Source organism: Aeromonas sp. 601027 (assembly GCF_049174455.1).
GTDB classification, from domain to species: Bacteria; Pseudomonadota; Gammaproteobacteria; order Enterobacterales; family Aeromonadaceae; genus Aeromonas; species Aeromonas veronii_A.
This window is the reverse complement of record NZ_JAAKTN010000003.1, coordinates 12689-28531: the sequence shown is the minus strand read 5'-3', so window position 1 is coordinate 28531 and position 15843 is coordinate 12689. Positions and strand designations below refer to the sequence as shown.

Annotated in this window: 8 protein-coding genes; 2 read left to right on the top strand and 6 right to left on the bottom strand. The window is 56.4% G+C overall.

What is annotated here, in order from left to right; translation table 11 throughout:
• Positions 1–398: 398 nt before the first annotated feature.
• The 5 genes from G5193_RS05400 to manA all read right to left on the bottom strand — a co-directional run bounded on the left by G5193_RS05400 (position 399) and on the right by manA (position 12713).
• Positions 399–2837, bottom strand: a complete 2439-nt coding sequence (locus tag G5193_RS05400) for a GH92 family glycosyl hydrolase (protein ID WP_421205270.1) — start codon at positions 2835–2837, stop codon at positions 399–401.
• 305 nt (positions 2838–3142) lie between these two features.
• Entirely contained in the window at positions 3143–5665 is a 2523-nt protein-coding gene (locus G5193_RS05395; protein ID WP_421205268.1) for a GH92 family glycosyl hydrolase, read from the bottom strand.
• 62 nt (positions 5666–5727) lie between these two features.
• The gene (locus tag G5193_RS05390; RefSeq protein ID WP_266135104.1) at positions 5728–8130 is read right to left on the bottom strand and encodes a GH92 family glycosyl hydrolase; all 2403 of its coding nucleotides are present in this window, start codon (positions 8128–8130) and stop codon (positions 5728–5730) included.
• A gap of 55 nt (positions 8131–8185) precedes the next feature.
• Positions 8186–10882 carry a GH92 family glycosyl hydrolase gene (locus G5193_RS05385; RefSeq protein WP_335843681.1) on the bottom strand — a complete coding sequence of 899 codons (2697 nt, stop codon included), beginning with the start codon at positions 10880–10882 and terminating at the stop codon, positions 8186–8188.
• Positions 10883–11522: 640 nt separating this feature from the next.
• Complete coding sequence (manA, locus tag G5193_RS05380) at positions 11523–12713, bottom strand: mannose-6-phosphate isomerase, class I (RefSeq protein WP_421205265.1); 1191 nt, start codon at positions 12711–12713, stop codon at positions 11523–11525.
• A 116-nt stretch (positions 12714–12829) separates the two neighbouring features.
• Between manA and G5193_RS05375 the strand changes: the two genes are divergently transcribed.
• Together G5193_RS05375 and icd are read left to right on the top strand one after the other, a co-directional pair.
• Positions 12830–13705, top strand: coding sequence for an AraC family transcriptional regulator (locus tag G5193_RS05375; RefSeq protein ID WP_216978431.1), 876 nt, complete (start codon positions 12830–12832; stop codon positions 13703–13705).
• A gap of 156 nt (positions 13706–13861) precedes the next feature.
• Positions 13862–15115 carry an NADP-dependent isocitrate dehydrogenase gene (gene icd, locus G5193_RS05370; protein WP_005347179.1) on the top strand — a complete coding sequence of 418 codons (1254 nt, stop codon included), beginning with the start codon at positions 13862–13864 and terminating at the stop codon, positions 15113–15115.
• A 72-nt stretch (positions 15116–15187) separates the two neighbouring features.
• Here icd and G5193_RS05365 read toward each other — a convergent pair whose 3' ends face one another.
• Positions 15188–15364: a hypothetical protein gene (locus tag G5193_RS05365; RefSeq protein ID WP_216978432.1), complete on the bottom strand. Its 177-nt coding sequence runs from the start codon at positions 15362–15364 to the stop codon at positions 15188–15190.
• Between the last annotated feature and the right edge of the window lie 479 nt (positions 15365–15843).

The following is a 15843-nucleotide window of genomic DNA, read 5'->3' as shown; positions in this document are numbered from 1 at the left end:
GGGCTCATTATTGCCCTCAAGGGTAGGGTTGGACAGGCGATGAATGTAGCAATAACTGGATTTTTGTTGCATGGTTTTGCTGGTGTGATCCAGCTCGCAAAGTGTTGTTCTTTAACTCAGTAGTGGTTTTTGTTTAATTAATGGCAGGATGTGACAGCGGTCAAGATATGACAGAAAAACCCTTGTAATGGGATTTACAGCCATTTTTTGCGGTTTATTGCCCGATTTAAGGCATATTTGAGAAAAACGGGTTAATGGTTGAACCTGGGCTTCCCACTGGAAAATAAAATGGCCCAGCGCTGATTGGATTTTATCAATCCATCTGGCGTGGGCCGTCGGGTATCACAAAGTGACATTTTCGGATTGCGTGCTGAATGTCACCTCAATGCTATCGATCGTTACTTTTGTGGCGGGGTATCGCCCATCACGAAGTGGAGGTTGCCCCCCGGTATAAACTCCTTGTGCTCGAAGAAGAGACCATCCTTGAGCGGTTTGCCATTGATGGTGACCGACTGGACATAGCGGTTCTTGGCGCTGTTGTTATCGGCGATGATGGTGAAGGTTCCCCCCTTGACCGGGATGGTCGCTTTGGCAAATAGCGGGCGGCCAATGGTGTAGACGGGATCTGCCGCATTCACCTGATAGAAGCCAAGTGCTGACATCACATACCAGGCAGACATGGAGCCCACATCCTCGTTGCCTATGATGCCTGCCGGGGTGTTCGAGTACATGGTGTCGAGGATGTAGTCGACCGTCTCCTGAGTTTTCCAAGGTTCCGATGTCCAGTTGTAGAGGTAGGGGATATGGTGGGAGGGTTCATTCCCGAAGGCCACCTGACCCATCATCCCGGTCATGTCAGCGGTCTCCGACCCCTGACTCTCGGCGGCAAAGGTGGCGTCCAGATTCTGCTTGAAGGCCTCTTCTCCGCCCATCGCGGTTTTCAGACCCTTGATGTCATGGGGCACAAACCAGGTCCACTGCCAGGCGTTGCCCTCGGTATAGTTGCCGGTCTCATGTTCGGTGCCATAGGGATCAAACGGCGTCATGAAGGCGCCATCGATCATCACCGGACGCATGAAACCGGTCACCCCGTACTGGGCGTATTCGGCCGCATTGTGGTCGAAGTAGCGCTGATAGCCGTTAGAACGGGCCAGATAGCGCGCTTCGGCCGCCGGGTTGCCGGCCGCCTTGGCGATCCGGGCGATGGCCCAGTCATAGAAGGCGTTCTCCAGACCGTAGGAGACCGACTCGAGGGTGTAGTCAGCGAAGACGGGCTGACCGTCGATCCGCTGCACTGCCGGGGCAAAGCCGTTCTTTTCGATGTAATCGATGTGGTTGGTCAGGGTCTTGTCCAGCACCGCCTTGTCCCACTCGGTCGCCAGCATGGGGTAGTTGGTATAGGTGGAGGAGTCGATGGCGGCCGTGAGCGCCAGATTTTTCTCCTGCGCAGTGAAGGCATCGGGGTATTTGGTGATGGCGTCGGCAATCACCACCACCGCCGGATAGCCCACCATGGTGCCTGTCTCATCCCCCAGATGCTCCCACTTGGGCAGCAGGCCGCTCTCCAGATACTTCTGGAGCAGGTTCTTGGCATACTGCACGGCGCGGGTGGGTTCGGTGATGGTTTTAAGCGGGTGCAGCGCTCGCTGGGTGTCCCACAGTGAGTAGACCGAGAAGTTGGGCTGATCTTCGCTTGCCTGGCCATAGTGGATGGAGTAGCTGCCTTCCCCCTTGGCCTGCGCCCCTTTGCCCATGCCGCGGTAGTTGCCATCCACATCCTGATGGACGATGGGGGCGATCTTGGTGTGGTAGAGGGCGGTGTAGAAGATCTCGTGTTGCTCCTTGCTGCCCCCCTCGATGGTGAAATTGAGGGCGTTGGCCCACTTCTCGCGGGCGTTGGCGCGGGCCTCGTCAAACGAAACATCCCCTTCGGCCTGGTAGTTGTTCCATGCGCCGGTGGCATCGACCGCCGATAGGGCAACTTTGGCGTTCAGTTGGGCTGAGCCGCCCTCTTCAAATTCGACGTAAGCGGTGACATCCGCTTTGGATTTGGCCTTGTGCTCGGCGCTCAAGCCCTCTACCGGCACACCACCAGCGAGGATGTAGACCTCTTTGATCTTCTTGTCGAAGGTCGCATGGAAGAAGATCTTCTGGTTTTTCGCCCAGCCGGAGAAGTGAGTCGCATCTCGCTCGCCGGTGATGGTGTAGCCATCTTCGCTGACGGTGAGTTTGTTGCGCAGCGAACTCGATCCCCAGTCGCTGTTGAGGATCGAGTTCAAATCGATCTTCAGCCGTTGGGGTTGCCCCTGCGGATAGGTGTAGCGGTGAAAGCCCACCCGCTCGGAGGCGGTCAGCTCGGCCTTGATGCCATTCTCGGCGATGCGCACCGCATAGTAGCCAGGCTCGGCCTGCTCGGATTTTTTGTCCATTTTGACCGAGATGGCTTTGCGGTAATCATCGCTTTGCTCGATGTATTTGGATTTATCTTCGGTAAAGGGCAGGAACAGAATATCCCCCAGCCCCCCCATGCCGGTGCCTGAGAGGTGGGTGTGGGAAAATCCGAACAGGGTATCTTTGTCAAAGTGATAGCCGGAGGAGGAGTGCCAGCCTATCAACTCGGTATCCGGCGAGAGTTGCACCATGCCCTCCGGTACCACAGGGCCGGGAAAGGTGTGACCGTTAAAGCCAGTGCCAACGAATGGGTTCACATATTGCAACACATTGGTTGGCGTTGGCTTTTGATCGTCGTTATTGTCGCTGCTGTTATCTGAATCGCAGCCGGATAACATGGCTACTGTGCTGGTCAGGGCAATGGCCAGAATATTTTTCTTGAACATATTGAGCGGCTCCATCGGGTAGAGGGTGAGCAGTCATGATCTATTTTTATGAGACCGGAGCGATCCCTGAGCAATATTGGTGCTCGATGGCATTGATCCCGGCGAGCACTATTATTCCCATGCCATCTGTTTCATCGACAGAGTAAAAAAGTGTCATTCACTAGATTTTTGTGGCAAGGCAGTCTGTTTGTGATCCGGGTATCATGTAATTGCGTGCGGTATATTTTTGAACATTTTTGTTAGTGAACAAAAAAGAGGCCCAAAGGAAGCTTTGGGCCTAAACATATATTGGCAATCAATGATGGTTATTTATTATCTGAGCGGGTCGGTTTTTGCGCCGTCATGATAAATTTCAGTTCACCACCTGCCCGAATATCGCTGTGGTTGAATGTCAGGTTTTCCCCCAACGGTTTGCCATTGATGGTGACGGATTCCACATAGATATTTTGGGGGCCATTGCTTTCGGCGCTCACGATGAATTTCCCGCCATCAATATCCATCGTCACCTTGTCAAACAGCGGCCGACCTATGGTGTAGACTGGGACTCCCGGCGTGACCTGATAGAAGCCCAGCGCACTCATGATGTACCAAGCGGACATTTGCCCCACATCCTCATTGCCAATCAGCCCTGTGGTGGTCGGGTGGAAGAAGCTGCGTACCGCCTGATCCACATACTCCTGGGTTTTCCACGGCTCTCTGGTCCAGTTATAGAGGTAGGGGACATGGTGATCCGGCTCGTTACCCATCACGAACTGGCCGATATAGCCGGTCATATCCCCTTGCGAGGTATCGGCGTTGGAGTTGGCGGTGAAGAGGGCATCCAGATTCTTCCGGAATCCCTCCTCGCCCCCCATCACCTCTTTGAGCCCCTCGATATCGTGGGGAACAAACCAGCTCCACTGCCAGGTGTTGCCTTCGGTAAAGTCCTGCCCCCTGTGCTCGGCCCGATAGGGCCAGAAGATGTCATAACGGCTGCTGTCGTTGGTGTCACAGTTTTGTGGTGGTGTAACGGGATTGCCGTTTTTATCGATGGCGCAGGAGGGGTAATTGTTGACCCAGCTGCCATCGTAATTTTTGGGGCGCATAAAGCCGGTCGCGCCATATTTGCCATATTGCGCCGGGTTGTAGTCAAAATAGGCGCGCCAGGTAGTCGCCCGGGCCAGATAGCGGTTCTCGGCAGATTTGTCGCCAGCCAGTCGGGCCAGCTGGGCGATACACCAGTCATAGTAGGCATTCTCGACACCGTACGAGACGGACTCGTTGACCAGTTCATCGTACTTGTCCTGCGCCATGCCGCCCTCTTCCGGCTTGAGTTTGACGTTGGCGGGGACATAGCCGTGCTGCTCGGCATACTGGCCGTGACGGGTCATCACGGTGAAGCGCTTGTCGCCGTTCCAGGGATCCTGATAGGGCACCCAGCTTTTGGTCAGCGCGAGGTCAAAGTTGGCGGAGACATTGGCCGCCTGCAGCGCCAGCTTTATCTCTTCCTGTGTGAATGCATCGGGGTATTTGACGATGACGTCGGCGATGATGGAGACCGCCGGGTAGCCGACCATCTCGCCGGTATAGTCGGAGTGCAGCTCCCATTTGGGCATGATGCCGCCGGTTTTATATTTGTTGAGCAGATCGTGCACATAGTCGATGGATCGCTCTTTTTCGATGATGGTCTTCAATGGGTGAGCGGCGCGGAAGGTGTCCCACATGGAGTAGACCGAATAGTTGGTAAAGCCCGGCTTGGCCTGATGCACCTTGCCATCCATTCCGCGATATTGACCATCCACATCCTGATAGACGAAGGGGGCGATGTAGGTGCGATAGAGCGAGGTATAAAACATCGTCTTGTCGGCATCGCTGCCACCCTCCAGGGTGAACTTATTGAGCACTTTCGCCCATGCCTGCTTGTTCTCCTGCACCACCTGATCGAAGCGGTAGTCATGTTCATCGGCGCGCAGGTTGGCCATGGCCCCCTCAATGCCGGTGCCCGAGATGGCCATCTTCATGGTGATGGGCCGTTCCCCTTTGGCAAAGTTGAGCTGGGTCACCACATCCCGTACCCGGGGTCTGGTTTCGCCATACCCGATGTAATCGGCCAACCCCACCTCGGTGTCGTTGCTCAATTTGCCATCGACATAGAGGATCTGATCCACAAACGGCTCGGAAAACTCGGCGTAGAAAAAGACCGTCTGCCACTGCCCCCACTCGTTGCTGGTTCTGGCTCCGGCAATGGCGTTGTCGCTCACCCGCTTGAAGTAAATATTGCGGGAGTGGTTACCGTACTGCTCCAGCAGCTCGTGCTGCAGATCAAGCTGGACTTTGCGATCTTCACCCGCCGGATAGCTGTAACGGTGGAAGGCGACCCGCTGGGTGGCAGTGAGTTCGGCCTTGATGCCGGTCTCCACCAGATCCGCTTTGTAATAGCCTACTTCCGACTGTTCGCTCGTCTTGTTGATGGTGACCGGGTCGGTATTGCTGCCGATGAAGGGCAAGAAGGCGAAATCATTGAGATCCCCCTTGCCTGCCCCCGAGATATGGGTGCTGCTGAAGCCGGAAAGCTTGGCCAGATGGTGGTGATAGTCGGAAGGGGATCCCTTGCCATTCCAGTTGGCCGGATTCCAGTTGTCCGGGCCCGGCTGGATCATCCCTTCCGGCATGACCGGGGCCGGATTGACATTGCCCAGCCCATCGGTGCCGATCAGCGGATCGACATATTGCAGCACCTGCAGGGCATTATCGGGGCGGCCATTGTCAGTAGTCTCATCGTTTGTGTTGCAGCCATAGAGGCCAAGCAGGGCTGTCACCATGATGGCCAGCTTGTGGGGTTTGAACATTGTTGTTCCTCAAATTCCGGAGATGAAAAAGCGGCAAGCCGGGTGGCTTGCCGCTTGTAGAGTTACGGGGTCGGTTGCTGGTTGGTCATCACAAAACGCAGCTCACCACCGGGACGGATCTCGCTGTGGGCGAAGGTGTTGTACTGGTTGAGTGGCTTGCCATTGATGGTGACCTCTTTGACATAGAGGTTGTCCGGGCTGTTGTTCTGTGCGACCACGTTGAACTGACCGTCGGGCAGGTTGATGGTGACCTTGTCAAAGATGGGACGACCGATGGTGTAGGTCGGGTCGCCCGGGGAGATTTGATAGAAGCCCATGGCACTCATGATGTACCAGGCCGACATCTGGCCGACGTCTTCATTGCCGATCAGGCCATCCGGGGTGGTTTTGTAGAACTCCTTATAGACCCGGTCGAGGTACTCCTGCGCTTTCCAGGGCTGGGCGGTGCGATTGTAGAGATAGATGACGTGGTGTGAGGGCTCGTTGCCATGAATGTACTGCCCGATGTAACCGGTCATGTCCTGATGTGCTTCGCCCCCGTTGGGGTCGGCGTTGAACAGGTTGTCGAGCTTGTCGTTCAGTCCCTGCTGGCCACCCATGATCTCGGTCAGCTTGTCGAGATCCTGCATGAAGGACCACTGCCACTGCCAGGCATTGCCCTCGGTGTAGTAGAAGGCATCCGACTTGTAGGGATCGAAATCGGCCGCCGCGTATTTCAGGGCGCACGGGTCACCGTTTTTCAGCTCGGTCGGTACGAAGAAGCCTTTGCCATCGGCATTGCCAGCCTGGGGATCCCAATGTTTGAGCGAGTTGTAGGATCGTGCCTTGAACTCCTGATAGGTAGTCATGTCGCCCGCGGCTTTCGCCATCTCGGCGATGGTCCAGTCGTAGAAAGAGAACTCCAGCGAGTAGGAGACCGAGTTCCAGTTGGGATAACGGACGCACTGCTCTTTCTCGTGATAGCTGAGCTGACCGGCCATCAGCGAGCTCAGGATGTCGTCATGGATCTGCGGGTAATCGGCAGGCCGGTAGTGGGCCGATTTGACCGAGGCTTCCAGTGCCTCTTGCGCATCGATCAGCCCCTTGGTCACCGCATCGGCAAGGATGGCCGCCGAGGGGTAGCCAATCATGGTGCCGGTTTCCGAGCCGTGGCCTTCCCATTTGGGCAGCAGGCCGAACTCCACGTTGGATTTGCGGATCAGATCCTTGGCGTAGAGAGTCGCCTGTGGCGGGTCCATGATGGTCCACATGGGGTGAACGGCGCGGAAGGTATCCCAGGTCGAGTAGATGGAGTAGTTGGGGGTATCGCCAGGTTGCAGGGTGCGCAGGGTGCCCTGCATATCAAGATACTTGCCATCCACATCGTAGAGCTCGATAGGGGCGATCATCATGTGGTAGAGGGCGGTGTAGAAATTGGTCTTCTCGGTTTCCGTCCCCCCTTCGGTTTTGAGTGTTGCCAGCTTTTCGGCCCACGCGTATTCGGCGTCTGACTTCACCTTGGCGAAATCAAAGGTGGGGGCTTCCGCCTCCAGATTCTTCTGTGCTCCTTGCCAGCTCACCGCCGAGATACCGACCCGGATCTCGATCGGTTGGTCACCCTGGCCAAAATTGAGGTAGGCGGTCAGGTCATCCCCTTGATAGACGCTGTTGGGGCGCATCTCCCGGGTGGGCATCTTGTCCTGCTCGCCCAGCATGGCCCTGGCCACAGGTTGGTTGAATTTGGCGTAGAAGAAGATGTTCTGGCCCTGATGGTTCTGTCCCTGGAACCAGCCAGTGGAGGTTTTGCGGCCACGCAGGGTGTACTCATCCACCACTTCGATTTTGTTTTTCAGCGATTGGCCGTTGTTGTTCAGCAGGGTATGACCCAGATCGAATTTCACATTCCGATCCGCTCCTTTGGCGAAGGTGTAACGGTGCAAACCGACCCGTTTGGTGGTGGTCAGTTCAACCTCAATCTCCCCCTTGTTCAGTCTGGTTTTGTAATAACCGGCGCTGGCGTGCTCATTGGTTTTGTCAAAGGCGTTTATCTGGGCGTCGGCCATCTCGGCGTAGGGCAGTACCAGAATGTCGCCCAGATCGGTGGCGCCGGTGCCGGAGAGATGGGTATGGGAGAAGCCGTAGAGCGGAACATCGGTTGCGACGATCTCGCCCGTGAGATAATTGGAAGAGTCCCAGTAGCCGGAGGCTGAGTGCCAGGGGTTGAGTCCGCTCTCGTGATCGGTGTTGGAGCCAATAAAGGTATCCGGCGAGAGCTGCACCATGCCGGCAGGGCGGGTGGCACCGGGGAAAGTGTGGCCTGATGCGGCGGTGCCTATCATGGGGTCAACGTATTTCAGTACCGACAGATCGACAACCGGAGTTACCGGTTTCTCGATAGCGGTAGACTCGCTCTCACTGTTGCAACCGGCGATGCCACCGGTCAGTGCGGCAATCACCGCAAGAGAAAGAAGATTGCACTTGAACATGGTCATTCCATTTTTGAGTGGTGATGGGGGAGGAAGTCCTCCCCCGAACAGGTGATTAACGGGAACCGGCAGGCAGGTCGCCTTCGTGCAGGAAGGTGCCGATACCTTGCGCGGGCGGCAGATCTTCCGGCTGGCTGCCCCAATTCTGGTTGGGGCTATCGCCCATCACGAATTCAAGCTTGCCGCCACTGAGGATTTCCTCATGGGTGAGGTAGCTGCGATTGAACTCGCTGCCATTGAGGCGAGCGGACTGGATGTAGATGTTGTCGCGGCTGACATTCTGGGCCGTGACGGTGAACTGTTTGCCCGCACCCACATCGAGCGAGGCGGTTTCGAACATGGGGGTGCCAATCTCGTAGATGCCGGAGGAGGCATTGACCGGGAAGAAGCCCAGCGCCCGGAACACGAACCAGGCAGAGAGGGTGCCAAAGTCATCGTTGCCACAGATGCCGTCAGGGGTGTTCTTGTAGCAGACGTTGGTGGCTGCCACGATGGCGGCCTGTCCCTTCCAGGGCTGTCCTACGTAGTTGTAGAGGTAGGGCACATGGATATCGGGCTCGTTGCCCTGCACATGCTGTCCCACGTTGCCGGTGTTGAATACCGGGAACTGGTTGTCGCCAGCGTTGCGATCCGGATAGGTACTCCAATACTCGTCCAGCCGTTTGGCAAACAGTTCGCCCCGTTTGGCCTGAGGATTCTGGGTCTGGTCGAAGCGGGTCATCAGATCGACCAGGCCATGAATGTCATGTTGAACGCTGAAGGCGTATTGCCAGCCGTTGGACTCGGCGAATGACCAGTTGAACATGTCGGGGCGCCAATCCTTGCCCACTGCCCGGCCGGTTTTCGGGTCTACCCAACCGGCATCAATGAAGTTGCCAGCGTAGTCGCGGGCCTTGAACCACCCCTTGTACTGCTTGCCGCCAAAGTCAAACTGCGCCTGCCAGTTCTTGGATCGATCGGCAAACTCCTGATAGCGGGGGTCACTTTCGCCAAATACTGCCTTGATCGATTGGGCGATCGCCCAGTCATTCATGGAGTACTCCAGCGAGTAGGATGAGGTCCAGGCATCCTTGAAGGGGGAGTGAGATTCCCAGTCATTGCCCGGCGGTGTGTCATGCAACTGGGCAGGTACATAGCCTTGCTGCTCGTACTCCTTGATCCAGGCGACCCCCTGGCTGGTGGCTGCGCGGGCGTCGGTGATCATGGCGGTCACCAGTCGCTCCTTGATCTCCTGACGTTCCGCATCGCTGAAGCCCAGCGCGATCATCCGTCTGTCCAGCGAGCCTTTGGAGAGTACGTCGTGGATCACCGGCGTGGAGTGCATCCCCATCATCATGCCGGTCTCGTTACCCTTGAAGGTCCACTCCGGCAATCTGCCCTTGCGCAGGTTGCCCAGATCGTCCATCCACTCCTCCTCGGCGTAGGAGAGCATGGAGAGCACCACATCGGCGAGGCGATCCGGCTCCAGCAGTGACGAGAGGGGTTGTACTGCGCGGTAGGTGTCCCACAGGGAGAAGGTGTCGTAACGGGTAAAGTCCGCTTTGCCATCCCGGTTGGCATCGGCGGTGCGAACCGACTCCTTGAGGGTATCGATCTGCTCGCCCCACGGTGTGTTGCCATCCGGATAGGCGTTGCGCCCCTGATGCACCTGGCGGTAGCGTCCGTCCAGATCGGAGTGAATGGTCTGGCCCAGATAGGTGTGGTAGAGCGCGGTATAGAAGGTCTGTTTGTACTCCTCATCCCCACTGACCCGGATCTTGCCCAGCTCCTTTTCCCATTTTTGGGTCGCAGCCTGCCGGACATCGTCAAACGACATATTGGCCACTTCGGTCATGTTGAGTGAGGCGCCAGCGTTGCCATCCCGGCCGATCTCGACGTTGGAGAGGGCTACCTTGGCCTCGACGACCAAGCCCGCCGCCGCGGTATCAAATTCCACATAGGCACGCGCGTACTGATATTTGCCACGGGTCTCGTTGCCGATCTCGGTGGTGCCTTCCGGCAGGTCCAGATAGCGGTTCTGGTCTTTGTCAAAGTAGGCGAAGCGGATGTTTTTGATGGGCTGGTCGAACTCCATCACGAAGAACTCTTTCTGGCTGGGGGCCCAGCCGTCAGAGAAGCGATGGCCCTCGATCCGGTTGTGGGTTTTGTCCCATTTCAGATAGGAGTCGGAGGTGTAGTCCCAGTTGACCTTGAAGCCGAGGTTGACCACGATTTCCGATTTTTTATCTTGCGGGAAGGTGTAGCGATGAACCCCCACCCGATCCGAGGCGGTCAGCTCGGCCTTGATCCCGTAATCCTTCAGATTGACCTTGTAGTAGCCCGCCGTTGCCTCTTCATCCTTGTGGCTGTAGCGGGAGGCCTCCAGATTCAGTGAGGCCGACCCCTCGTTCAGCATGAAATTGGAGCGTGAGTTGATCGGCATCACCAGAATATCGTTGAGATCTCCAGCTCCGGCGCCCGAGAGGTGAGTGTGGGAAAACCCGGCGAGGCGGTTGTCGTGGTAGTAATAGCCGGAGATATATTCCCAGCCATTGGCCCCATTATTGGGCGACAGCTGCACCATGCCATGCGGGGTCGTGGCGCCGGGATAGGTGTTGCCTAAATTACCTGTGCCGATGAACGGATTGACGTAACGGGAGACGTTAGTCTCTTTATTGTTATCGACAGCGGTATCCGAGTCATTTTGACAACCGGATATACCAACCAGGCCAGCCAGTACGGCACACGCGAGCAGGGAACGTTTCAGTTTCATATTTGTCGCCACAGGTTAATGAAAGTAGGGTATCGAACGTATAAAAACAGATAATGCAGAACGCCGGGCCAGCCAATGAATATCTGCCGGATGAGAGAGCCATCTGCATGTATTACCCCGACTGTCACTGGATATAGAGGGTGACGGGGGGAATATCAGCCAGATAAAATGGATAGTGAAAACGTTCTGGCCATACAGGCGGAAAAATAAATGTGCAGGAAAATAACAGGCACCTATAGCCTGATTTAAAAAATCGCCCCTTACACTTATGAAATAAGTGGCTGAGCTGTGTTACATCTGGAATATATAAATGCTCTTAAATGTTTTTCCTGCTGCCTGTAAATTAACTGTTTCTATTATTTCGTTGATTAATATCCTGGGACAGAGGAAAAAAATGGCATTAACTGGATTTTTATGACGTGTAGGGAAGGGTGTGAGCTGGCTCGCATAACTGCAGGGTGGCGTGACCAGGGAGGCTAAATGATATTAATCATTATAATTCAGCGTGTTATTCTTCGATGTTGAGTTAAATGACCGATTTTGTGAGTCGTACCGGGCTCTACATGGTCAGATGAGCTGAAAAAAAAGGGCCCTGCTGGGCCCTTTGAACAGAGGGTGATGAGCCGATGGCCCACCAGGATCAGCGGTTGCTGGCGTGGGCAAAACGCCCTTCAGCCGTCACGCGATAATCGCCGGTGCTGGCGGGTACAAATGCAGATTGCCCTATGGTCAATGTCAGACGCTCACCATCCTGGCCAATGAGGGTGATGGGCCCATCGATGGCGAACAGGATCTCGGCATTGCCGGTGGTGAGGGCATGTTCGCCTGCGCCATATACGCTGAAGGTGAAATCCGGTACCGGCACGTCGAAGTGCTGTACTGTGCCTTCCATGCGAGGGGTGAGCAGGATCTGGTCGTCCGGTTTGGCGACACAGCGGGTGCAGGCCAGCAGCTCCGGCACATCCATGTATTTGGGGGTCAAACCGGCACGCAGCACGTTGTCCGAGTTGGCCATGATCTCGAGGCCAGTGCCGTGGATGTAGGCGTGGGGGGTCTGGGCATCGAGGAACATCGCCTGACCCGGCTCAAGTGTCACCACGTTGAGCAGCAACGGCGAGAAGAGCCCCACATCCCCCGGGTACTGGTTGGCCAGCTTGCTGATGGTGGCGAAAGTCTCTTCATCCTGATGGGCGGCGGCATAGGCCAGCAGGCGAGCCAGCGCCTCGTCCTTGCGATCACCGCTGAGGATCAGCAACTGGTGGAAGAAGTGCCGCAGGCCAGCTTCATCCTGTGACTGGCGAAGCGCCGCGGTCAGGTCGACCAGGGCGGGCAGCGCCATGCGATCGAACAGGGCCAGGATGGCCGGGATGGCGCGAAAGCCGTTCATCGCCTGATAGCGGGTGAGGGCAAAGACCAGCTCCGGCTTGTGGTTCGGATCCTTGTAGTTGCGGTTGCTCGCCTTGATATCGATGCCTGCGGCCTCTTCTCTGGCAAAACCGGCTTCGGCCTGTGCCTTGCTCGGATGTACCTGAATGGAGAGGGCTTGCTCGGCGCAGAGCACCTTGAACAGGAAGGGGAGTGAGCCGAAACGAGCCTGGGTAGCTTCGCCCAGCATGGCGACGGGGTTGGCGTCAATCAGGCTGGAAAGCTTCACGGTCTCGCCTGCCAGGGTCACTTCGGAGCAGCCATTGGGGTGAGCGCCCATCCACAGTTCAGCTTGTGGTTTGCCTTCGGGATTTTTGATGCCAAACAGCGTGGTCAGGGAGTCACGACTGCCCCAGACATAATCCTGGATCGGGTTGCACATTAGAAAAAACGGCGGGTAGCTCATGGATGGCTCCTTGTATCAGAACGATTTTTTGGGAATTTCAGTCTGGCGCGGACTATAGCATGGCAGGGGCAGCGCACCGCAATCGGTTGCTCTCTGCATCTTGATCAGGATCATTCATGAGTATCATCTTTACCCAGCTGTTGGACGGCTTTCTAAGTGAGGGGGGAGGCTTTGAGAAGGTGTTGTTTGCCTCTGACAAAGGGGTGCCTCCCTGCTTCAGTTATCAGGTCAATTTTCCGCGTCTCGAGCTGGTATTCAGTGGCCACTATCTCAACCAGATCTGGTCCCCGGAAGGGGATGTGCAGTCGGTACAGATGGGGCCGCGGGAGGCGATGTACATTCCCCCCAACGGCTGGAACAAGCCGGATTGGGACAATGACTGTTCCGTGCTCAGCCTGTTGTTCGGCAAGCGTCAGATAGGGTTCAGTCTGGTGAGCAAGCACAAGGGAGACACCGGCTTCTTCGATGTGCAGAAGCACAGTATTCAGGCCGGTGCCGGACGGGCGCTCGATCATATACTGCTCTCCCTCAACACCCTTGCGCAGGAGCCGATAAGGGCACCGATGGACAATCACCTGCTGCAGGCGCTGCTAAGTTATTCACGGCAGTTGCTGGTGGAGTCGGAGAGCGGTCGTCCTCGTGGCTCCGATCTTTTTCACGGCATCTGCATCTACATTCAGGAAAATTTCCACCGCCCCATCAGTCGCGAATGCATCGCCGCCCGCTTCAATCTCTCCCCCAGCCACCTCTCACGTCTGTTCCGCCAGCAGGGGCACATGCGGCTGGCGGACTACATCAGCTGGGTGCGGCTGGAGCGGGCCAAGTTCATGCTGAAAAAGTATCGCTTCCGTCTCGAAGAGGTCGCCAATCGCTGCGGGTTTACCGACGTGAACTACTTCTGCCGTGTGTTCAAACAGAAGACCGGCTTGACCCCTTCCCAGTACCGTTCCCTGAGTCAGCCGCAGGCGACGGCCAGCGAGCTGGAGGCATAACGGGGCGGGGTCGGCAAGGCGTTGTGACGGCGCACTGGCGGGTGGCTACCTCTTTGGTCTGACATGCTTTCTTGTCGTTTTATTATGAAAATGAATGGGCTAAGATGGCCGCGCGCAACAAACAAGTTGATAACAAACGGAAGTTAGGAGATGCCGATGGAAAGCAAAGTAGTTATCCCGACCCAGGGCCAGAAAATCACAGTCGATGCTAACGGCAAGCTGCAGGTTCCCAACCATCCGATCATTCCGTTTATCGAAGGGGATGGCATCGGTGTTGACGTGACCCCAGCCATGTTGAATGTGGTGAATGCTGCGGTCGAGAAAGCCTACAAGGGCGAGCGCAAGATCGCCTGGATGGAGATCTACACCGGCGAGAAATCGACTCATGTTTATGGTGAAGGTGCCTGGCTGCCGGCCGAAACCCTGGATTTCATTCGCGAATACTGCGTGGCCATCAAGGGCCCGCTGACCACGCCGGTCGGCGGCGGTATCCGCTCTCTCAACGTGGCCCTGCGTCAGGAGCTGGATCTCTACATCTGCCTGCGCCCGGTACGTTACTACGATGGCACCCCGAGTCCGGTGAAGCGTCCTGATCTGACCGACATGGTGATCTTCCGCGAAAACGCCGAAGACATCTACGCCGGTATCGAGTGGAAGGCTGACAGCGCCGAAGCGAACAAGGTGATCGCCTTCCTGCAAAACGAGATGGGCGTGAAGAAAATTCGCTTCCCGGAGTCCTGCGGGATCGGCATCAAGCCGATGTCCAAAGCCGGTACCGAGCGTCTGGTACGTGCCGCTATCGAGTATGCCATCGATAACGATCGCGACTCAGTGACCCTGGTGCACAAGGGCAACATCATGAAGTTCACCGAAGGTGCCTTCAAGGATTGGGGCTATGCTCTGGCCCAGAACGAGTACGGTGCCCAGCTGATCGACGGCGGCCCCTGGTGCTCCTTCAAGAACCCGAAAACCGGCAAAACCATCGTCATCAAGGATGTCATCGCCGACGCCTTCCTGCAGCAGATCCTGCTGCGTCCGGCCGAGTATGACGTCATCGCCTGTATGAACCTCAACGGTGACTACATCTCCGATGCGCTGGCTGCTCAGGTAGGCGGTATCGGCATCGCACCGGGTGCCAACATCGGCGACGGCGTGGCCCTGTTCGAGGCAACTCACGGTACTGCACCGAAATATGCCGGTCAGGACAAGGTCAACCCGGGCTCCCTGATCCTCTCCGCCGAGATGATGCTGCGCCACATGGGCTGGGTTGAAGCGGCCGATCTCATCATCAAGGGGATGGAAGCTGCGATCCGCAACAAGACCGTCACCTATGACTTCGAGCGTCTGATGGAAGGGGCCACCCTGCGTTCCTGCTCCCAGTTTGCTCAGGACATGATCGACCAGATGTAATCTGCTGCTTGCCAGAAACGCAAAACCGGCGCCATGTGCGCCGGTTTTTTTATCGCGAAAGAGTGCAGGGGCTTATTGCGCCTGCTCTACGTGTTGCTGATAGCGTTGCTGCCATTTGCTGGTTTCTGCTTCATCACCCCGGGCCTTCCAGAAGGCGCAGATGGTGTTGGCAAGTTCCGAAGCCATCGCGTGATCTCCGTCACGTCGACTCATCAGATAATCTCCCAGCCAGCTTTGATATTGTTTCATTACCCGATCTCCTTATCTCATGTGCCCTTGAGGGTGCCCACCTTGACGGGAGCCTGTCGGCTCATCTTGGGGGGAACATCATCAGGCATGATGGTGCAAAGTCACGACCCGGGCAGAGAGCACGATGGGCAATCTGGCGGCGAACGTGACGCGAGATGTCAAAAAATGAGCGCCATTTTAGCACAAACTGACCAACTTGGGGAAATTGTCGCCATGGATTGCGACAGAACTGCCCATCCCCTTGTTCTCAAAACAGAAAACCCGCCGTGAGGACGCGGTTGGTTTGGATGAAACCCGGGGAAACAGGGTGGGGAACCCTGTTGTGTCCGGTTGCATCGACGAGCTCGACACTTGGTTCTGGATGAGCACTGTCATGGACTCAAGAAATGGTAGAGGGGGACATGCAAAAGGGCGTTATGCGGGAACTGGCTATGCGCGAAGCAATAGGGGGCAGCCTTGCTGCCAACAGATGGCTGGCA